Origin of the sequence: Leptospira gomenensis, from assembly GCF_004770155.1 — a bacterium.
Taxonomy (GTDB): domain Bacteria; phylum Spirochaetota; class Leptospiria; order Leptospirales; family Leptospiraceae; genus Leptospira; species Leptospira gomenensis.
On record NZ_RQFA01000028.1, the window covers coordinates 22,404 to 42,500 of the forward strand.

The window sequence follows — 20,097 nt, forward strand, 5'->3', positions numbered from 1 at the left end:
TTGGGTGAGAATGGAATCAGAATGCTTAGAAATTGCAATGGAAATTTTTTATTCCCTCTCCGCATAAACAGATTCCAATTTCAATATAACAGATTTTTGTTTGACTTTTTGTGCAAGCCCTCTATTTTACGACCAAAAAGGAGAACTTGATTCCATGCCAAGAAATTATAAACCAGAAACCATTGCGCTTCACGGAGGCCAATCTCCCGATCCCACCACAACTTCCCGTGCGGTACCCATTTACCAAACCACGTCGTACGTATTTAAGGATACGGATCACGCCGCCCGTCTTTTCGGTCTTCAGGAATTCGGAAACATTTATACCCGCCTGATGAACCCTACCACGGATGTTTTAGAGCAGCGTGTGGCGGCTTTGGAGGGAGGAGTCGCGGCTCTTGCGACTGCTTCCGGTCAAGCGGCCGAAACCCTAGCACTTTTGAATATCGTGGAAACCGGTCAAGAAATCGTGGCTTCCGCTTCTTTGTATGGAGGGACCTACAACCTTTTGCACTATACCTTTCCTAAACTAGGAATCAAGGTCCATTTCGTGGATCCATCCGATCCGGAAAATTTCCGCAAGGCCGTGAACGACAAAACCAGGGCGTTTTTTGCGGAAACATTAGGAAATCCTAAACTAGACACTCTCGATCTCGCGGCCATCGCCAAAGTTGCCCACGATTCGGGGGTTCCGTTCCTCGTGGACAACACCCTTCCCTCCCCCTATCTGGTCAATCCGATCGAACACGGAGCCGATATCGTAGTCCACTCCCTGACCAAATTTTTGGGAGGTCATGGAACTTCCATCGGAGGGATCATCGTGGATTCCGGTAAATTCAACTGGGGTAACGGGAAATTTAAAAACTTCACCGAGCCGGATCCGAGTTACCACGGTCTGAAATACTGGGAGGTATTCGGTAAGTTCGAACCGTTCGGAGGAATCAATATCGCCTACATCCTCAAGGCGAGACTTCAAGGTTTGCGCGATATCGGAGCCGCACTTTCTCCGTTCAACGCTTGGCAAATTCTCCAAGGTGTGGAAACTCTTCCTCTGAGAATGGCCAAACATTCCGAAAACGCTCTTGCAGTCGCGGAGTATCTGAGCAAACATCCCAAGGTTTCCTGGGTCAACTACCCCGGTTTGAAATCGAACAAACACTATGCGCTTGCGAAAAAATATCACAAACGGGATCAATACGGCGCCATCCTCGGTTTCGGAATCAAAGGAGGGATTGCGGAAGCGAAGAAGTTTATCGACGGACTCGAACTGTTTTCTCTTCTTGCGAACGTAGGGGACGCGAAATCGCTCGCCATTCACCCGGCTTCTACGACACACCAACAGTTGACTCCGGAAGAACAAGCGTCTGCGGGAGTGAGCCCTGACTTCGTCCGTCTTTCGGTCGGTCTGGAGAATCTAGAAGATATTTTGTTCGATCTCGAAGAGGCTTTAAAAAAGGTCTGATCTTTTTCGATCGAACTTTTTTTAATCGGAAATCGGCCGCTTTTCTTTTCCGTAACCGGTCCAAGAAAGTAACTGAAAAGTTACCCGGCGAAAAGAAAAGTGGCGTTAGAATATTATGATTCGGGAATCGGATTCGATAGGCGTCGTAAAGACCCAGTTTGCGGAGTTCAAAGAACTTCCGTTGGACAACGGATCGATTTTATCCCCCGTAGTGGTCGCGTATGAAACCTACGGAACCCTTTCTCCTTCCAAAAATAACGCCATCCTGATCTGCCACGCCCTTTCGGGAGACGCACACGCGGCCGGATATCATTCCGAAGCCGATAAAAAACCGGGTTGGTGGGACGATTACATCGGCCCCGGAAAATCCTTCGATACGAATCAGTACTTCATCCTCTGCTCGAACGTGATCGGAGGTTGTAAAGGTTCTTCGGGACCGCTTTCCCTTCATCCGGAAACGGGAACTCGGTATGGTTCCCGGTTCCCCTTCGTTTCGATCCGGGACATGGTGAGAGCGCAAAAACTTTTGGTGGAATCGTTTGGGATCGAAAAACTCTTCTGCGTCGCGGGAGGTTCCATGGGAGGTATGCAGGCTCTCGAATGGAGCATCGCCTACCCGGACGCACTGTTGAATTGTATCGTGATGGCCTCGACCGCGGAACATTCGGCGATGCAGATCGCGTTCAACGAAGTCGGAAGACAGGCGATTCTTTCCGATCCGAATTGGCAGAACGGTTTGTATGAGGAGAATTCCCCCCGTAAGGGGCTGGCGCTCGCCAGAATGGTCGGTCATATCACTTACCTTTCCGACGATAAGATGCGGGAAAAATTCGGCAGAAATCCTCCTCGGGGAAATATCTTAACTACGGACTTCGCCGTGGGTAGCTATTTGATCTACCAAGGGGAAAGTTTTGTGGATCGTTTCGATGCGAATTCCTATATCTACGTCACCAAGGCGCTCGATCATTACAGTTTAGGAAAGGGGAAGGTTTTGACGGAAGCGCTTTCTCCGGCGACCTGCCGCTTTTTGGTCGTATCCTACAGTTCGGATTGGTTGTATCCTCCGGAACAATCGCGGGAAATCGTCAAATCCTTGGAAGCCGCCGACAAACGAGTGTTTTATCTCGAACTTCATTCGGGAGAAGGACACGATTCCTTCCTTTTGAAAAATCCGAAACAGATCGAAATCCTCAAAGGGTTTTTGGAAAACCCGAATTAACGAAACATAGATACGATGACCCCTCTGGAAAAAAAAACTTCCATCGATTTAGCGTTGCGAGAAAGACCCGACTTTGCCTACATTCTGAAATTGATTCCCTCCGGTTCCCGTGTTTTGGATCTCGGTTGCGGGAACGGAACGTTACTCTATCTTTTGAAGGAAAAAGGAATCCGAGGCCAGGGTATCGAAAAAGACGAGGATTGTATCGTAGAATGTATCCAACGAGGTGTGTATGTGCACCACGGGGATATCGACGAAGGTTTGGAACACCATCAGGACAAACGATTCGACTATGTGATTCTCAATCAGACGATTCAAGAAACGAGAAATCCCGGTGAGATTCTGAAGGAATCCCTACGAATCGGTAAAAAGGTGATCGTTGCGTTTCCCAATTTCGGTCATTGGAAGGTGCGCTGGAAAATTTTGACCACGGGAAAAACGCCGGTGACGGATCTTCTCCCGTATCGTTGGTTCAATACGCCTAACCTTCATTTTCTTTCCGTTTTGGACTTTATTGAATTTTGTGAGATTCAAAAGTTTAAGATCGAAGACAGCGCGTATTTTAGGGATTTGAGCCAGGTTCGCTTCCGACCCAATTTTTTTTCCAAACTAGCGCTCTTTGTGATTTCGTGAGGCGATGATGGATTGCGGGAGTTCCCGCACTGCTTTGTCGGAAAAATCTTTCACACGCGAGAGTTCCCGCACTGCTTTGTCGGAAAAATCTTTCACACGCGGGAGTTCCCGCACTGCTTTGTCGGAAAAATCTTTTGCACGCGGGAGTTCCCGCACCGCTTTGTCGGAAAAATCTTTTGCACGCGGGAGTTCCCACGTGGACGAGCCTTCCTCCCTTAACGAACGGAAAGCGCGATCTCGATCAAATCCGAAAACACCTCCTCCATCAAAATTCCGGCGGCCCTGGCTTGCTGCGGAATCAAACTGGTTTCCGTCATACCGGGCAAAGTATTGGTTTCCAAAATAAACGGCTTTCCATCCACAAGAATAAAATCGGACCGGGAATAACCCCGGCAACCCAACGCACGGTGCGCCAAAATAGCGAGTTCTTGTACTTGTTTTCTTTGAATTTCCGGAATTCGCGCGGGAGTGATTTCGTTCGAACCTCCGGATTTGTATTTCGAATCGAAATCAAAAAACTCCCCTCCGGGAACGATTTCGGTCGGGGGCAGCGCAATCGTTTGGAATTCTCCGTTGCGAAATCGGTCCAACACACCACAGGAAACCTCAGTTCCGGCCAAAAAAGCCTGACTCATTACCTTGGTATCGTTCGAAAAAATTCGGACCAAAGAATCCGCAAGCTCCGTTGGATCCGAGATCTTAAACGTGGAAACGCTGGATCCTCCTTCCACCGGTTTTAAAAATTGAGGGAATCCGAGCGAAGCCAAACGTTCAATACAATTTCCCGGAGAACGAAGATAATCTTCCTTGGAAATTTCCAGATACGGAGCGACATTCTGCCCCGTATGCTCGAAAATCCGGTTCGCCCGGGTTTTATCCATAGCGATCGCCGATGCGGTAACCTCGGAACCGGTATAAGGAATCCCTAAAACTCGCAAAAATCCCTGAACGGAGCCGTCCTCTCCCATACCGCCATGAAGTCCTAAAAAAACGAGATCCGCATCCAAAACCGGAAGTTGTTTGGATTCTACAATTCCGTATCTTTTTTGAAAATCCTTCGCAAAGGAATCGGGAGAATTCACTGACTCAAACGGAATCTCGATCCGATATTCTAAAGGAACCAACCAAGCCCCGTCCTTGGTCCAGAGAATGGGTTTGACCGAATGTCCCATAGAATGCAAAGTCTTACAAATAAAACATCCGGTTCGAATCGAAATACTGTGTTCCGTAGAACTGCCACCGAAAAAGACTGCGATCTTAGCCAAAAGAAATTCTCCCCGAAGAATCCGAATCGAAACCGTTTTCGGTTTCGATTTTTTTTCCAAAAGAAATTTAGAATCCTTTGCACCGTAATTCTACTGCTTTCCTCTGAAAACCTATTTTCAGAATATCCCTCCAAACCAATCGGGGAATTCAAATCCGAATACGACCAGTTTTGGTTTTTGTATCAAAAGGAACTCCGACCCGGCGAAAGCGAAATCATCCTCCGTCCGTTTTATTCCAGTTATCGGGAAGAAAAATCGGCGTATCAATTCCGGACCGTACTGTATCCGATCTATTACAGTGAAGAAACCAAATACTGGAAGGTATGGACGTTCCTATTTTTCATTTCGGGAACGAGCGCTTTGCACGAAGACACAGGAGAGGATTCGGACGTTCTAACCCCACTACTGTTTTGGGGATCGGGAGATACGAATAGGGAAAATTACTTCGGCTTTTTTCCCCTAGCCGGAAAACTAAGGAATAAGATCGCGTATTCTGAATTGAGTTTTTATCTTTTTCCTCTTTATACGAACTGGAAACACAAGGACTACGAAGCTCACGCGGTTTTATGGCCGTTTTTTTTATACGGCTCCTCGGAAACGCGGGAAGAATTCAGGATATTCCCTCTTTTTTCCAGGAAAGTCCATCGGGGAAAATACGAACGTTATTCGCTCTTGTGGCCCTTTTTTCAATGGGGAACCACGTTCCAAGACAAACGCGAACCGGTTCATTACAAATTATTTTTTCCTTTTTACGGCGCCAAAGACGGAGAATCCGGCAATATGAAATCCAGAGCCTATTTCGTATTGCCGCTGTTAGGTTCTTTTATAGGATACGGATACGACAACCGAACCGGGGAAAAGGACTTTAACGCGCTCTTTTTCCTGATTCAATACGGAACGAATCAGGATGAAGATTATAAAAAGCTGATATTGTTCCCGTTTTACGGGCATTACAGATTTGCATCCAAACAGACCACCTTCGTAACACCTCTCTACTTCCGTCTTCAATCGGACACGTATCACATCCAATCCGAAGATACGTTTTTCATACCGTTTTACTTTAATTCCAAACGCCACTACGTACAATGGGACCGAGACGAATCCTACCTCAAACTCTGGCCTTTGTTCAAATATCAAAAGGATCGGGAAGGCAACGTAGTGTGGAACCTATTGTCTCTGTTTCCGATCAAATCCGAAGTGGTCGATCGTATTTGGGACCCGCTTTGGTCTATCGTCGAATATCAGAAACTTTCCAACGGAGAAAAAAGGGTTTCTATCCTGATGCGGGCCTATACACAGAGGTGGACGGAAACCGAATTTCACGCGAGCGTCCCCTTTCTTCTGGAAGTATCCCTGACGCCCGAAAAAACGTCCTGGAAATTCCTTTACGGTCTTGTCGGATATGAAAGAATCGAATCCGACCGGAAACTACAACTTCTCTGGTTCATCAAAATATGATAGAAACCCTGAAAACGAAATCGACCGAATTCTTCTATGCGAGCGGCTTTACCATACTATTAGTATATGAGAGTATTCTAAATCTTCCATACGGATTTTTCAAACGGAAGGAAATTTTGGATCAGATGTACATCACCGGAGTAGGAAGTATATCCGTAGTATCGATCGTGGCCGTTTTTACGGGAATGATCATGTCGCTTAACACCGGGTTGGGATTAAAGGACTTCGGAGCGGAAGGTCAGATAGGACTTCTGATGACGATCACGCTTACTCGGGAAATGTCCCCCTTTATGACCGCGTTGATCCTCGCGGCGTCGATCGGTTCGGCTATGGCCGCGGAAATCGGAACGATGAAAGTTTCCGAGGAGATAGACGCGCTCGAAGTGATGTCCATAGACCCGGTGCGTTATCTGATCTTTCCGAGAATATTCGGATTTTCGATCATGGTACCCGTATTGTGTGTATATTCCACCGTACTCGGAATATTGGGCGGAGCTATCGTGGGATATTTCCAATTGGGAATCGATTATTTCACTTATTTTCGAGACGTATTCGATCGAGTGGCGTCGATACCGGGACTCAAGGATTTGTATGTGGGAATTTTCAAAGGATTCGTATTCGGAATCATCGTATCCGCGATTTCCTGTTCGCACGGACTTAGAACCTCCGGCGGAGCGATCGGGGTAGGAAGAGCAACGAGAGAATCCGTCGTGGCATCCTTTTTGATGGTCATTTTTACGGGATATATGATCACTGCGTTATTGTATCGGGAATAAGATGGAAACGTTTGCGATCGAATTAAAGAACGTCCACAAAACTTTCGGGAAACGACAGATTCTTGCCGGATTGAATCTACAAGTACACAAAGGGGAAACCCTCGTTATCCTCGGTCCGTCGGGAACGGGGAAATCGGTCACCCTAAAACATATCACCGGCTTGATAGAACCCGATGCGGGAGATTGTTTCATTTTCGGTCAAAGTATATCGAGAGCGGACACAAAGACGAAAAAAAAACTCCGCTCTAGGATGGGAGTCCTTTTCCAATCGGGAGCGCTCATCAACTGGCTGACCGTCTTTGACAACGTCGCCCTTCCCCTCCGCGAGCATAAATTGGCCAACGAGGAACAAATCGAAAAAATAGTATTAGAAAAATTGAAACTAGTTGATATGCTCGTGGCGAAAGACAATTTTCCGAACGATATTTCGGGCGGAATGAAAAAAAGGGCTGGGATCGCGCGCGCCATAGCCGCCAATCCGGAAATCATCCTCTACGACGAACCGACTTCCGGTTTGGATCCGGTGATGTCAAACGTGATCAACGAACTCGTATTAAAGATTCAGAAAGAAACGGGTGCGGCGCAGATAGTGGTCACGCACGATATGGAAAGCGCTTATATGATCGCGGATCGGATCAGCTTCGTATATAAGGGAATCATCGTTTTTACCGGAACTCCGGACGAAATACGGAGTTCGCCGAACGAACTGATACAACAATTCATTCACGGAAAAACAAAAGGACCGATGATCCTGGAGACAAAATGAAACGTTTCACAAAACGCATAAGGAGATCCTAATATGAGCTCGTTACGTTATCTTCTCGTCGGAATTATTTTCACCGCCGCGGTCGGAATCGTGGGATATTTTACGATCGTAACCGAAGGAGGCCCCGTAAAAAAAAGGGGAGAATTCATGAAGATCACGTTCCGCAACGCGGAAGGTATCAAAGTGGGAAATAAAGTGACCGTCCAAGGAGTTCCCTTCGGATATGTTTCCTCCATTCGACTGATCCAAATCGACGAAAACGGTGCCGAAGTGCCCGCCGGAGAAACAGGAATCGCCACGAGAGTGGAAATCACCCTGCTTCTGCGGGAAAAAATCAGATTGTATGACAACTACGACGTGATCATCAAAAACGAAAGTCTTCTCACTGGAAGAGTGATTTCCATAGATCCGGGGACGGCCGATCCCGAATCCGATAAGTTGAAATCCAGATCCACGCCCGTTATGGTCGTCGATTACAAAAAATCCGGAGCACTTAAAGGAAGGGTTCTTCAGGATCCGCTCGTCAGTCTTTCCGAATTGATTTCCGAAAACAGGGGCGACATACGGAAGACGTTTTCGAATATCGCGGACATAACGACTAAGATCAATACGGGAGACGGTAGCCTCGGAAGATTGATCAACAACGACGACGTTCATAAAAACGTGAATACCGTTTTGACGGACGCACAAATCGTCCTGAGGGAACTCAGGGAAGGGTTGGAAGACACGCGAGAACAGGCGCCCGTCACGAGTTTCATCCGTGCAGCCCTCAGTGCTTTCTAATATACGAATTTAATTTTATTTTATATTCTAATGAACAAATATACCGTATCGATCATAGGAGCCGGGATCATGGGTTCCGGTATTGCCCGCAACCTCGCAAATGCCGGATATTCTCCGAAACTGTATGCGAGGAATCCCGAAAAAATCCGGAAACTCGAAACGCTCGGATGTACGATCCACGAGAACCCGTCAGAAGCCGCACACGAGGCGGATCTCGTCGTTCTTTGCCTTACCGAAGACTCGATCCTCAAAAAGGAAGTTTTCGACTCCGGTCTTCTTGAGTCTAAACCGCGGATCGTTTTAGATTGCGGTACGACTTCTCTGCCTATGACACACCTCCTTGCGAAGGAATGTGCCGCACGGAACATTCGATTTTACGATTGTCCTATGACCGGTTCCAAGAACGCGGCCGTAGACGGGCAGATTTTATTTATGATCGGAGCAACGAAAAAAGATACGGAGGATCTGCGTTTTTTTCTGGAGATATGCGGAAAGGATACGGTGTATTGCGAAACAATCGGTTCCGGACAAAAAGTCAAACTCGCCCTGAATATGATCCAGGCGGGAATTTTTCAGGTTTATATGGAAGGTTTTTCTTTGGCGCAAAACTCGGGTCTGGATCCGGAAATTCTAAAAACCGTTCTACTACAATCCGCGGCGAAATCCGGCATCGCGGAATTTAAATTTCCGTTCGTTTTTTCGGGAAACTACGAAACCCATTTTTCACTAAAAAATATGAGAAAAGACGTCTACCACGCGATGGAATTGGCGCAAACAAAAGGAACCTCCCTTCCCCTCTGCAAAAATCTTCCCGCAATTTATGATTCCGGTATGAACGCCGGGTTTGCGGAAAAAGACTTTTGCAGTTTAAACGAGGTTACAGCGAAGATCCGTCCTCCCAAATCAGAACATCCGTAAGCGCTTTTCCCTGCGGATCCACCTTCAAGCGGATATGCACATTTTCTTTCCGCAATCGGTCCTCGTATTCTTTGGCCCTTTCTTCGTTCACGTAATAACGTTCGTTGCCGATCGTAAATCGTCCGTAAACACATTTGCCTCGGAGATGAACGCGGCATAAACTTCTGTTTTTCAGAAAGTCTTCGTTGCAATCCGGAACGAAATACCCGTCGTTTTCGAAAATTTTACCGGATCGTGGATAACACACGCAATGTTCCCGTTCTTTCGAAGTTTTCAATCCCTCTCCGGTTGCGTCCTCCTTACAAAGAGCGTCGCTTTGAAATACGATATTGTAACGAAGGTAGTGACCCGCCAATAGATCGCGAGGATCGTATCCCGTGATCGGAAGAATCAAATCCTTTCCCTGGTTCTTAAATGTTTCCAGATATACGATCTCCGCGGAAAAAAAACCGATCGGAATCAAAAACGCGAGCAACAAAACACGGTGTAAGGCCTTCATTCTTTTTCTCCCAATAAGGTTCTCATCTTTCCCTTCAAACGTAGATAACTTACCGTAACCCCGATGATGAGAAGCCCGGAGAAGATCAGACCGAATCCAGTATAAGTCAGGGTTCCGAACACGTCGAAGTAATAGAACAAGAAGCGGACTCCTATGATCGCGACCGATAGATCGAAAATACGTTTGTGCGAACGGAAGGCGGACGCGATTCCCAACCAAAAGAAAATGAACAACAGAGAAGGAATCAAAGCCAAAAAGTAATTCCAGACGTGCGCACGAAACGTATCGGCCATCACGTATTGAAACGGAAGCGGGAAATAGGATAAAAACAAAAAGAAAAAACTGAACGTCAAAGACTTTCTCTGTGTCGCGGTTACCGAAGTGTTCCGGAATAAAAAGTATATAACCGGAATCAGAATCGCCAGACGAAGTCCTACGTTCCACCAAGGAAAACGATACTCGGAAGATAGCCAGCCTTGTTCGATGAGAACTTCATAGGGTCGTCCCTCGAAAAATCCCCGGTAACAACTTCCTGCGACCAGAAACAACATCGTCCATTGAAAGAGGCTTCCTTTCCGGGATTCCCAAGAGAATCGCTCCGCCATCTGCCACACGATAAAAAAGACCACCGCGGAAAAATAAAAGTATTCGTTCCAATAGGAGGTCGTAACCGGATGCTCTTGTTCCCAAATCCAACCGGTTACGAAAATTTGAAACCCCACGATCCATAGGTGCAAAAACGTCTTCGAATCGGTGGCCCATAAAAAAAGGGCGTTCAAAACGCACCACAAGGCGGCGGCTTGGTAATACTTTCCTTCCAAGTTGTAAATCTGGGAAACGAGTCCGATCATTCCCAAAACCAAAATCGAATACAAAACGATAATTACGGTCGATAGATTGGAATTTTCCCGTTTCCAAAATGCGACCGCAGCGGTGGAAACGAGAAGGGAAAGGGCGAATCCTAATTTAAAAAAATCGGATATATCCTCCCAGTTTGCCGCGACGATCGCGATGACGCCGATTCCGATCACGGAAGCCCCGAGTATCAGAAATGAATAATATAGATACGGGGTTTTTTTGTGTTCCTCGAATCCTAAAATGGCCTCGGATTGATCGGCACGAATCAAACCCGCGTCCACCCACCGTTGTAATTTTTGTTCCAAACGCATAGAAACAAAAAGTTAACTTCGACGCGGGGAAATACAAGAAATTTTCGTTTCGCTCTCGATTCCCACGGAAAACGAAACCGTGTTGTTTCAGTCGGAAGTATCGTCCCCGAACGCTCTGGCCATCGCGACTCGATACCGCTCCCGATAAAGAGTTTCGGGAGTCGGCTTAGGATCGCCGATTTGTTTGAGTCGTTTTCTGTTTTCTTCGATCCGTTCCTCGTTTAGGGGGTGTGTGGAAAGGAACTTGATCATACGTTTATCCGGATCCGTTCCTCCCTCCTCCTTTTCTTTTTTTTCGATGAGAACGAAGAACGATTCGAGAGCTCCGGGATAGTATTTCGTGGATTTCAAATATTCGAAACTCATGGAGTCCGCCTCGGCTTCCGCCGAACGGCTGTTAGCTAAGGTTAAAATTTCTCCTCCCATACGAGAACCGAGATTGATGAGATTGGCAGCGTCGGAACCCAGAAAAATCGTGAGAGCTATGTAAATCGTAAAATAAATTCCCAAAGAGCTGATGATCTGTTTTACGGAATGTCTTTTTTCCGCGTGGGCGATTTCGTGCGCGAGGATGGCGGCTAACGTAGCTTCGTCCTGAACGAGTTTCAAAAGACCGGTATAAACAAAAATATAACCGCCCGGTGTACAAACCGCGTTGATCGTATCGTCGTCGTCCAAAATCGAAATTTTATACGGAAATTCCTTTTTGTACTGGATCTGGTCCGACTTTAAGATTCGATCGGCGACGGATTTGACGTATTTTTCCAAGGCAGGATCCTTTAGGATATGCATCCCTTCCTTTCCATCTTTTGCATTCTCCAAAAAGGATTTACCGATCTGAAGATCCAACTCGACCGGAACGACGGCCTCCACCACCGCACCGCAGTTCCAAAAAACTACGGCGATCCAACTTAAGGCGAAAATACGAAGGGAACGTTTCATAGCGGCATTCTCTCCGCGGCCGATTTCGGATTCAACGCGGAATTTCCGATTCGTGTATAAAATAGAATGAGAACACTCGTTCGGAAAACATGGAAACTCCGGAATCCGCATCCAACCGCGATCCGTCGAAGGTGTATCGCGAACGGCCGATTACTCGGAGCTTAGAATCGTCTCGTAACCGCCGTAGGCGCGCACATTGATGACTCCGGATCCAAACAACAGATACTGTCCTTTGATACCGGTCAGAATGTCTTCGATCACAGGATTTTTTTCCGGGGCCAGAGATTGGATTTTTTGCGGATAGGCCTCGACCGGATAACGGATTCGAGTCGGAGAATTCTGGGGAGAAATTTTATAATCGAGATCCAAGTCCAAGGATTCTATCAGTTGCAGAAATTCTTTTTTCTTTTCAGAAAGATCGATCGGTTCAGGATCTCCGGCTACCATCCTTTGCCAAGTGGTACGATCGGATAAAACCTTGGACAACTCCTTTTCCACGATTCCCGCGTCGCGACGCGAAGTCACTTCCACCAATGCGATTCCTTGCACCGCTCCCTGATCGACCCATCGATTGGAGACCGGATTTTCCTTGGTGATTCCTACCTTGATCGCGGAACTGTTGGCGAGATACACCGTGTGCGGAATAAAACAATGCGAATCACCCCAATCGGGTTCCCTACAGGTTCCGAGATGAAAATGACAAGTGTCCGGTCTCAAAATACAAAGATCGTTTTCGGCGAGGGTTTGAAAACAGGTGAAACAATTCCCCTGATTGAAACTTTTTTTAGTGACCCGTCCGCAGGAAATACAACGGATCCTTCCGGTAAACTCGAGACGGACCGTTTTTCCAAGATAGTTTAGAATAGTATGATTTTCTTGAATTTTGGCTTCCTGCTTTTCGGTGGACTCGGACGGGTATTCCGCCGAGACCCAGACGTATTTCACGGGATCGATTCCCTCGTGATCCATCATCCGCAAAAAACCGGAGGCGATCGTCTTCATCGGAAATAAAATTCCCGACCAGAAAGGGGTCTGAGGCCGGAATCCACCCTTACTTCCAAAATGGAATTCAATCTGGAACCGGACCAATCAAAAATGACCACTTTGTCCCTGTATTCGTAGTGGCTGATCTGACCGTTGGTGAGATAAAAGGCGCGTAACGTTTCTTCACCGGAATCGAAGCGCACCACGTTTTTTCCGGCGATCGTGGTTCCCGCGTATAATTGTATATTCTTATATTCTTTCGGAATCGCATTTGCCGACAGAGAACGAGAAACCTTCGGACCTCCGTTCGAAACTTCGGCTGAGGATCCGGAAACTCCGGACGCGGAAAACGTCGGTCCTTGCCGAACGGACCCGGAATCGGTCCTTGTGTCGCCCGCCGAGAGGGGCGTAGAAGTAGAAGAATCGGGAAAGGAGTTCGCCAAACCCGTGTTAGCTCCGACTTGGTGTCGCAACAATCCGCAGAAAAAAGGACCGGGCAATTCCGGAACAGGCGAGGAACATTCCTGATTCTCCCAAACCTGTTCCTGATGGGAAGGATAGTTCCCCCGTAGGCTCTGCGCCACTTTTGCGAACGTATAATATTTTAATCTTCCGATCAATTCCCTCAGGGAATAATCCTTCCAAGGAGGAGTTTCCTCCGCAACTAAGGAAACGGAGAAGAATAAAAACGAAAACAGAGTCGCGGCGACTAGGATTCTACCCGCGTTTCGCGCCCCGAACTTAGTAGAGATAGTATTTTTTAATCGTATCATTGTATTCCTTTTCGACGGAATTTAGAATTTCTGAATATTGTTCGTATGTTTTTCCGGAATCGATCGCGTTTCGAAATGACGTTGTTCCCCAGAGAAAATCTATATTGTAGGTTCCGTCCGGATACGACCTCCATTTAAACTCCTTATAACTCGCTTTCATAGAAGCGATGAGCTGATACGCCATCTTCAGCGGATCGTATTTTCGATTTACCACCGTTAGGCGTAATCCCCTGCATATCTCGTTTTTATACGGTCCGAATACCGGTTTAAAAAAAACGGTCTGATAGTAGTAGTCCCCGTTGGAACGTCGATTCAATTCCTCGACCAAGGATTCGGGTTCGGTCATCCAGGGTGCGCCGAAATACACGAACGGTGCCGTGGTTCCCCGCCCGACGGAGACGTTCACTCCTTCCAACAAAACCAGACCGAGATAATTGATCGCGGAGTCCACCATCGGAAGATTGGGAGACGGCGTGGTCCAAGGAATTCCTTCCTTGTCCCAATCGAAGGAACGTTTTGCGTTCTTGGGAGCGATCACTTCGAGTTTGATCTTTTGGTTTAAAAATTCGGAGTTGTAATACGCAGCCGACTCCCCGAGAGTCAAACCGCTAAAAAAGAGGGAAGGAAATTCTCCGGCGAAGTTGAGGTATTTTTTATCGATCATCTCCCCTCTTCCCTTTAAATACAAAGCGGGATTGACGTGGTCCAACACGATCAATTTCGTTTGTGTCGGTTCTGGAATTCCGTCCATGATACGTTTCAAAACGGTAAGATACGTATAACATCTCATTCCCATATCTTGCACGTCGAATACGATCGCGTCCACACCTTTGAGGATGGCGGGAAGTTCTGAATTTTTCACTCGATAGATATGATAAATGGGAAGATTAAAAAATTCGTCCACGGTAACGGGGGATTTGCTGAAGTCTTCTTCCAAACCCAAAAAGCCGTGTTCCAAACCGATGAGATGTTTGATCTTTACGTCGTTCTTTTTGAATTCCTTTAGGATCTTCTCCGGACTTCTACCGATCCCGGAAGGATTGGTGATCAGAATCACGTTTTTTCCGGAAAGACCGGGCAGTACGGCGGAATAAAATTCGACTTCGGAGGGAACAAGTTTCGCGTCGCCGATATGTTTGCGAAAACTTTTCTCGGCGCAGGCAACGGAGGGAAGAAAGAGAAAAAAAATGACTAAAAGGAAGAATTTTTTCTTTATTTTTGTGTAGAGCATCCTAAAGTTCCTATTTTGTTTACAAAAATCCCTCAAACCTATTCTTCAAGGAGAAAAACGACACAATGAATCGTTTCCCTATCACCCGCCTCATCGCGGCATTAGCAGTACTTTCATTCGCAGTGAGTTGCGGTTCCTCATCCGGTTCCACTCGCGGGAAGAAAAAAGAATTCTACGAAAAAGAAGGTAACAAAGTTACCGTAATCGGCGAAGCTCCCATCTATAATGGAGACAAACAAATCGCCAAACAAAGAGCGTTGAAGGACGCTAAGATCAACGCGGTCCGTAAGGTCATCGGGGAAGAGATCAGCAATAAAAGCAAGGCTTCCGATGGAGAAAGTTTAGGATCCAGTCTTCTTTCCAAAACGGACGCGTTCGTAAAGAGTTACGATATCATCGATGAGACGGAAGGTAAAATCGATACACAACCTATGTTGAAACTTACCGTTCGTTGCGAAGTGGAAGAATCAAAAATTTCCACCGCGGTGGACAATCTTCTGGCGGATGTAGGAAATCCTAGAGTCGCGGTTTTGGTTCTCGGTAAAGTGGGAGGAGCTCCCGTATTTCCCGCAAGCCCGAACAATTTCGGAGAAGCGGAGATCATCAAAGCTCTGAAAAAGAACGGAAACAAAATCATCGATCCGGCTCTCACCGCTAAAAAAGTGAACAAAAACCAAGTCGATCCCGAAAAGGTAGAAGGTTCTCCGTTGATTAAACTTCTTGCGGACGCACTGCAAGCGGAGGTCCTCGTATTGGGAACCGTAGAAACGGAAGACCAACAACCCCTGGATTCCGTAAACGGTAAGGCTTTGGAAAGAACCATCTACAACACCGCGGCGACCGGAACCTATAAGGTCGTTCTTCTTTGGGGAGACGGAAAGATCGTGGACAGCGGAAGCGCGGACGGACGCGGAGCGGACATCACTCAAAAAGTTTCGAGAGAAAAAGCGATCAGCGAATGGGCCACTTCCGTTTCTAAAAAAGTCAACGCGCAGCTCAAAGACGAATGGTTCAATCTTACCGAAAACAATCCGATCGTTCTGAAGTTTACCGGATTGAACGCGGATGAAGCGACTAAGTTCAAAGATGATTTGACGGAATTCACAGCCGCTAAGGAAGTGAACGTTCGCACTTCGGACGAAAGAGGTTCCGAGTGGGAAGTGATTTATCCCGGTAAAGACGCGCTCTTTCAAGAGGAATTGGTCTACAAAAAGGACAGAGGGTTTTCCTTTCTCGCTACGAAATCTTTGGAAGTAAAATCCGCTACCCGCGGAGTTGTCACCTTAGAATTCAAACCTTTGAAGTAACTCGTTTCCGTCGAACTTCGAAAATCCCCGCGATCGTTTTGCGCTCGTGGGGATTTTTTATATCCGTATCGCTCCCCTTACTCGATACGATCCGTCCTTCCTGAAAACGATTTTTCAAACGACCGCCAAATTCATTCCGACACAATCTCTGCAAATTAGTCCGAATTTTCCCAGACATTGGTCTTCGCAATTTTTGGAGTATATAGGCGCAAACGTTCGGAGATGTACACTTTTTTTTACCAATCGAATTATAGACCGGCTTTCTGAAGCAACACCTTTGCGTCTGATTCATTGATCTTTGTCGGATTGGATCCGTGAGGAGCAAGTTTTTTTTCTATCCAAACAATCGTGTATCGATTGTTTTGCGCATTGATCCAATCCACAGTCATGCCGCGTGTCCGGGATGGAAAAAAATAATATCACATCCAGCTTGATCAAAGTCCGTTAAACTTTGTTTTAAACGTGAATTAGGATCTCCTTGACTCTCGATACCGATTGTCAATCCGTTAACACCCTTCATGATTATTTTGACGTCGCCCTGGTCGATAATCGGATGGATTGACGCGGAAGGGTACTTCGATTTCAAAAATTCGAATACTAAATTAATAGTTTGTGATTTTCCACAATTGGATTTTCCGCAGAGAGCATAGATCGTTTTCATTATTTTCATTAAGAAATTAGCTTTCTTGAATTCAAACTAAAATATCGTTCTCAAATAAATATATTCGAAATCGAAAGAATCTTTGAATGCAGAGGTAGCCTAACGATCCAGATTTCTCTACGTTTGTTTCCCGCTCACCCTTCTGCTCGATAAGAATTGGTACGAAAAAGGTCGAACGGGCTATCGCGAATCGAAAAAACGAAACAATCTGTTCAAGGCCGAGAAAGTCCCGAGAACCTCGCCTCGCGAATGGAGCGAAAAATCTTCGTTAGGTGAACTGCCGCTACCGATTCTCCCTAACGACCTTTGGAATTTTTCCGAATAATCTACGTTAAGCTAAATTATAATTTTTTAAACCCGAATTCCAATATTGCTGAATTAAGCAGAATCTTATCTTTCGAATTTAGTTTGCGACGTTTTTCGTTTAATAACGAAATAAAACAGTCAACATATTGGTTTCTATAAGCGTCTCCATTTTTGATTGAGAAATTAATTTCTAAAAAAACTCTGCCTTCTTTAACAATACTTTTATATTCAATCTCTTTGTGATATTCACCATTTAACCGAATCGACAGGATGGAAGCAAATTTAGATGGAAAATAGTCGTTTGAGCCAAGGACGATTTGATAATTTCCCACGCCTTTCGTTTCCAAACGAATCGTAATATACAGATTTTCAGTAACATTAAAATTCATATAAAGAGGATAATCGGAAGCTACTTTATATTTTTGTTTTCCCTCCTCGCTCGAGATTGGTTGGGTCGCGGATAAGTAAGCAACGATAAAACTAAGCAATATTAAATCGAACTTCATAAACTTTTGAAAAAACCGATTTGTCATTCTGGCTGCAACTATTTTCCTTTCGCATCTAGTTACAAGCCACAGTAAGCCCCCTTGCAGAATTTACGATCCCTCCTCCGGTGGCCGACGAATCTACGAACTGCGTGTAAACGCGCTCGAACGACACTGCAACGCAGATTCACGACGGTTTATGCGAACTTCGTGTAAACGCGGGTGTATGAGGTACCACGAAGTGGCTCCACAGACGAATCTACGAACTTCGTATAAACGCACAAACTCACTTCCGAGCCTCGTAGAAACCACGGCGGATCGGAGCTTTATGCGAACTTCGTGGAAACGCGCTTGAACGGCACTGCAACGCAGATTCACGACGCATTTATGCGAACTTCGTGTAAACGCGGGTGTATGAGGTACCACGAAGCAACTCCACAGACGAATCTACGAACTTCGTGTAAACGCGGCAGGTATGAGGTACCACGAAGCAACTCCACGGACGAATCTACGAATTGCGTGTAAACGCGTAAACTCACTTCAAACGGACAAAAAACACTCTCTATTTCGAATATTCAAAATTTCTTTTTTTTATAAGTTACATTCATACGATTCAAAATTTATCGGTTCGAAACTTTGTTATAAAAACCAATACAAAGAAAGAAATCGACTGCGAAATACGCCAGAAATACTGAAAATATTCATAACTTAAGAAACAAATTATAATCATAGAAACGCAAAATAAAAAATACGATTAACGAATGATATTCATCCCATCGAGGTACAGATTTTCTGCGTGAAAACAGATCTTGAACTTTGAATTCTGCACCGCGATGGGAAAACTACGTATAGGATTCCGATCAGAATTTTAGTAGGAACGTTTACGATGAAAAAAATCTATCTACTTCTTCTGACGTTCGCCGTTGCGGCGAATTGTTCGAAAAGCGATGAAACCTCTCGAATCAAACGAGGAGAGAAACTGGTTACCATCGGAGGTTGTGCGGATTGCCACACTCCGAAAAACATGACGGCGCAAGGACCGGTTCCGGACATGGACAAATGGCTTGCCGGCTATTCGGAAAACAACAAACTACCGGACTATAAAAGTTTCAAAGGAAGTCCTTGGCTTTTGTTCAACGGAGATTTGACGGCAGTGGTCGGTCCTTGGGGAGTCTCATTCGCCAAAAACCTAACTCCTGATAAGGAAACTGGGATCGGAGGTTGGACGGAAGAACACTTTATCCAAACCGTTCGCACACAAAAAAGGATGGGAGTGGGAAGACCCTTGCTTCCTCCTATGGCTCCGATCATGGCGGCCAACGTAAATTCTTTGAGCGACGAAGATTTGAAGGATATCTACGCGTATCTCCAATCTTTAAAGCCCGTTAAAAATCGCGTTCCCGAGCCGATTTTGAACTAAGTCGAACGAATCGGATTTGCTTCGGACGCGTGGAAAGTGTTCGACGCAAATCCCCTCCTTCTTTCAAGATTCTAAAAACAGAAATCGATTTTTTAGAATCAGAGATACCATGAAACGAATCCTCAAAAAAATGAAAACCGAAGCAGTCTCTCCTCCCCGTCCCGCGTATCGACAAATCCTATGGTCCTGGATCGGAGGAACACTCGGTATTTCTCTGATCGCTCTCCTTTCCAAAACGTTCGACTCCCCGTTGATTATGGCCCCCTTCGGCGCATCCTGTGTTCTTTTGTTCGGGGTCCCGGAAAGCCCGCTTTCTCAGCCCAGAAATCTGATCGGAGGACATCTAATCGCATCTACGATCGGTCTTCTTTTTTTGAACAGCTTCGGAAACGATTGGTACATTCTCGGATTGGCGGTGGCCACTTCGATCGCCATCATGCAATTGACGAAAACGACTCATCCTCCTGCGGGAGCCGATCCGATCGTAATTCTAATGGGAAACGAAACGTGGAGTTTTGTTTTGACTCCCGCACTCAGCGGCTCCTTGATTCTTTTGATCCTTGCCCTCGTATTCAACAATTTAAACAAGGACCGCCAGTATCCCAAATTCTGGAGATAAAGTTCTTCGTTCCCAAAAGGAATATTATAATTTTCGTAAGCGATTTATTCTCTTAAAACGAACCGATCCTCAATCTGCAGTTCTGACGTTTTCGTTTCCGTGAAGAAAAACGAGAACTATTTTTTCCTACCCTACCTTCCCCGCACGCGCACGAACAACCCAAAACAGACGCGAAGTCTCAACCTCCGTTGCCCAATTCCAATTCCACGAATCGAACAGGACGGACTTTGAAAAAAACTGTTTTTCCGGAAATATTAGGAAAGGTTACGGAAATTTCCGCGAAGAAGGTGGAACGGAGCTTGCGAATTCAAAAACGGCATTCTATTTATAAACGAAGAAAAGGCGAAACGAAATCGACAAATCACGAATGATAGTACAATCCTCTTTGTACTTTTTTTTGGATGATCGTCCTAATTTCAGATCG

General features: G+C 45.9%; 19 protein-coding genes. 11 read left to right on the forward strand and 8 right to left on the reverse strand.

Features of this window, described 5'->3' with window-relative positions:
* The first annotated feature begins 154 nt into the window (after window positions 1–154).
* The 3 genes from EHQ17_RS05860 (at window position 155) to metW (ending at window position 3,311) form a co-directional block, all read left to right on the forward strand.
* The gene (locus EHQ17_RS05860) at window positions 155–1,459 is read left to right on the forward strand and encodes an O-acetylhomoserine aminocarboxypropyltransferase/cysteine synthase family protein (protein ID WP_135590435.1); all 1,305 of its coding nucleotides are present in this window, start codon (window positions 155–157) and stop codon (window positions 1,457–1,459) included.
* 118 nt (window positions 1,460–1,577) lie between these two features.
* The gene (metX, locus tag EHQ17_RS05865; RefSeq protein ID WP_135590463.1) at window positions 1,578–2,678 is read left to right on the forward strand and encodes a homoserine O-acetyltransferase MetX; all 1,101 of its coding nucleotides are present in this window, start codon (window positions 1,578–1,580) and stop codon (window positions 2,676–2,678) included.
* A 15-nt stretch (window positions 2,679–2,693) separates the two neighbouring features.
* Window positions 2,694–3,311 (forward strand): methionine biosynthesis protein MetW, encoded by a 618-nt coding sequence (gene metW, locus EHQ17_RS05870; protein ID WP_135590434.1) that lies wholly within the window; start codon window positions 2,694–2,696, stop codon window positions 3,309–3,311.
* 215 nt (window positions 3,312–3,526) lie between these two features.
* Here metW and EHQ17_RS05875 read toward each other — a convergent pair whose 3' ends face one another.
* Window positions 3,527–4,576, reverse strand: a complete 1,050-nt coding sequence (locus EHQ17_RS05875) for a D-alanine--D-alanine ligase (RefSeq protein WP_135590433.1) — start codon at window positions 4,574–4,576, stop codon at window positions 3,527–3,529.
* Here EHQ17_RS05875 and EHQ17_RS05880 point away from each other — a divergent pair.
* From EHQ17_RS05880 to EHQ17_RS05900, 5 genes are read left to right on the forward strand one after another with little or no spacing between them, the layout of a single operon-like run.
* The gene (locus EHQ17_RS05880; RefSeq protein WP_167881145.1) at window positions 4,532–6,034 is read left to right on the forward strand and encodes a hypothetical protein; all 1,503 of its coding nucleotides are present in this window, start codon (window positions 4,532–4,534) and stop codon (window positions 6,032–6,034) included. The genes EHQ17_RS05875 and EHQ17_RS05880 overlap by 45 nt on opposite strands.
* The gene (locus tag EHQ17_RS05885; RefSeq protein WP_135590432.1) at window positions 6,031–6,810 is read left to right on the forward strand and encodes an MlaE family ABC transporter permease; all 780 of its coding nucleotides are present in this window, start codon (window positions 6,031–6,033) and stop codon (window positions 6,808–6,810) included. Before EHQ17_RS05880 ends, EHQ17_RS05885 begins: the two co-directional genes overlap by 4 nt.
* A 1-nt stretch (window position 6,811) precedes the next feature.
* Complete coding sequence (locus EHQ17_RS05890) at window positions 6,812–7,576, forward strand: ABC transporter ATP-binding protein (protein ID WP_135590431.1); 765 nt, start codon at window positions 6,812–6,814, stop codon at window positions 7,574–7,576.
* 33 nt (window positions 7,577–7,609) lie between these two features.
* Window positions 7,610–8,359: a mammalian cell entry protein Mce gene (mce, locus tag EHQ17_RS05895; RefSeq protein WP_135590430.1), complete on the forward strand. Its 750-nt coding sequence runs from the start codon at window positions 7,610–7,612 to the stop codon at window positions 8,357–8,359.
* A gap of 30 nt (window positions 8,360–8,389) precedes the next feature.
* The gene (locus EHQ17_RS05900; RefSeq protein ID WP_135590429.1) at window positions 8,390–9,277 is read left to right on the forward strand and encodes an NAD(P)-dependent oxidoreductase; all 888 of its coding nucleotides are present in this window, start codon (window positions 8,390–8,392) and stop codon (window positions 9,275–9,277) included.
* Here EHQ17_RS05900 and EHQ17_RS05905 read toward each other — a convergent pair.
* From EHQ17_RS05905 to EHQ17_RS05930, 6 genes are all read right to left on the reverse strand, one after another.
* Entirely contained in the window at window positions 9,237–9,776 is a 540-nt protein-coding gene (locus tag EHQ17_RS05905) for a GDYXXLXY domain-containing protein (protein ID WP_135590428.1), read from the reverse strand. The two genes, EHQ17_RS05900 and EHQ17_RS05905, sit on opposite strands and share 41 nt — an antisense overlap.
* Window positions 9,773–10,945, reverse strand: a complete 1,173-nt coding sequence (locus EHQ17_RS05910; RefSeq protein WP_135590427.1) for a DUF2157 domain-containing protein — start codon at window positions 10,943–10,945, stop codon at window positions 9,773–9,775. The genes EHQ17_RS05905 and EHQ17_RS05910 overlap by 4 nt, the downstream gene beginning before the upstream one ends.
* A gap of 87 nt (window positions 10,946–11,032) precedes the next feature.
* Window positions 11,033–11,887, reverse strand: a complete 855-nt coding sequence (locus tag EHQ17_RS05915) for a M48 family metalloprotease (RefSeq protein WP_135590426.1) — start codon at window positions 11,885–11,887, stop codon at window positions 11,033–11,035.
* A 150-nt stretch (window positions 11,888–12,037) separates the two neighbouring features.
* Complete coding sequence (locus tag EHQ17_RS05920; protein WP_135590425.1) at window positions 12,038–12,889, reverse strand: DUF2797 domain-containing protein; 852 nt, start codon at window positions 12,887–12,889, stop codon at window positions 12,038–12,040.
* Window positions 12,886–13,644, reverse strand: coding sequence for an LIC_11883 family protein (locus tag EHQ17_RS05925; RefSeq protein ID WP_135590424.1), 759 nt, complete (start codon window positions 13,642–13,644; stop codon window positions 12,886–12,888). The genes EHQ17_RS05920 and EHQ17_RS05925 overlap by 4 nt, the downstream gene beginning before the upstream one ends.
* On the reverse strand, window positions 13,613–14,875 hold the full coding sequence (locus EHQ17_RS05930; protein ID WP_135590423.1) for an exo-beta-N-acetylmuramidase NamZ family protein: 1,263 nt from the start codon (window positions 14,873–14,875) through the stop codon (window positions 13,613–13,615). Before EHQ17_RS05930 ends, EHQ17_RS05925 begins: the two co-directional genes overlap by 32 nt.
* 65 nt (window positions 14,876–14,940) lie before the next feature.
* On the opposite strand from EHQ17_RS05930, the gene EHQ17_RS05935 reads away from it, so the two are divergent.
* Complete coding sequence (locus EHQ17_RS05935) at window positions 14,941–16,182, forward strand: lipoprotein LipL46 (protein ID WP_135590422.1); 1,242 nt, start codon at window positions 14,941–14,943, stop codon at window positions 16,180–16,182.
* A gap of 1,002 nt (window positions 16,183–17,184) precedes the next feature.
* Here EHQ17_RS05935 and EHQ17_RS05940 read toward each other — a convergent pair.
* Entirely contained in the window at window positions 17,185–17,655 is a 471-nt protein-coding gene (locus EHQ17_RS05940) for a hypothetical protein (RefSeq protein ID WP_135590421.1), read from the reverse strand.
* Between the two features lie 865 nt (window positions 17,656–18,520).
* Between EHQ17_RS05940 and EHQ17_RS05945 the strand changes: the two genes are divergently transcribed.
* Together EHQ17_RS05945 and EHQ17_RS05950 are read left to right on the forward strand one after the other, a co-directional pair.
* Entirely contained in the window at window positions 18,521–19,054 is a 534-nt protein-coding gene (locus EHQ17_RS05945; RefSeq protein WP_135590420.1) for a c-type cytochrome, read from the forward strand.
* Window positions 19,055–19,163: 109 nt separating this feature from the next.
* Window positions 19,164–19,673: an HPP family protein gene (locus EHQ17_RS05950; protein WP_135590419.1), complete on the forward strand. Its 510-nt coding sequence runs from the start codon at window positions 19,164–19,166 to the stop codon at window positions 19,671–19,673.
* The last annotated feature ends 424 nt before the right edge of the window (window positions 19,674–20,097 follow it).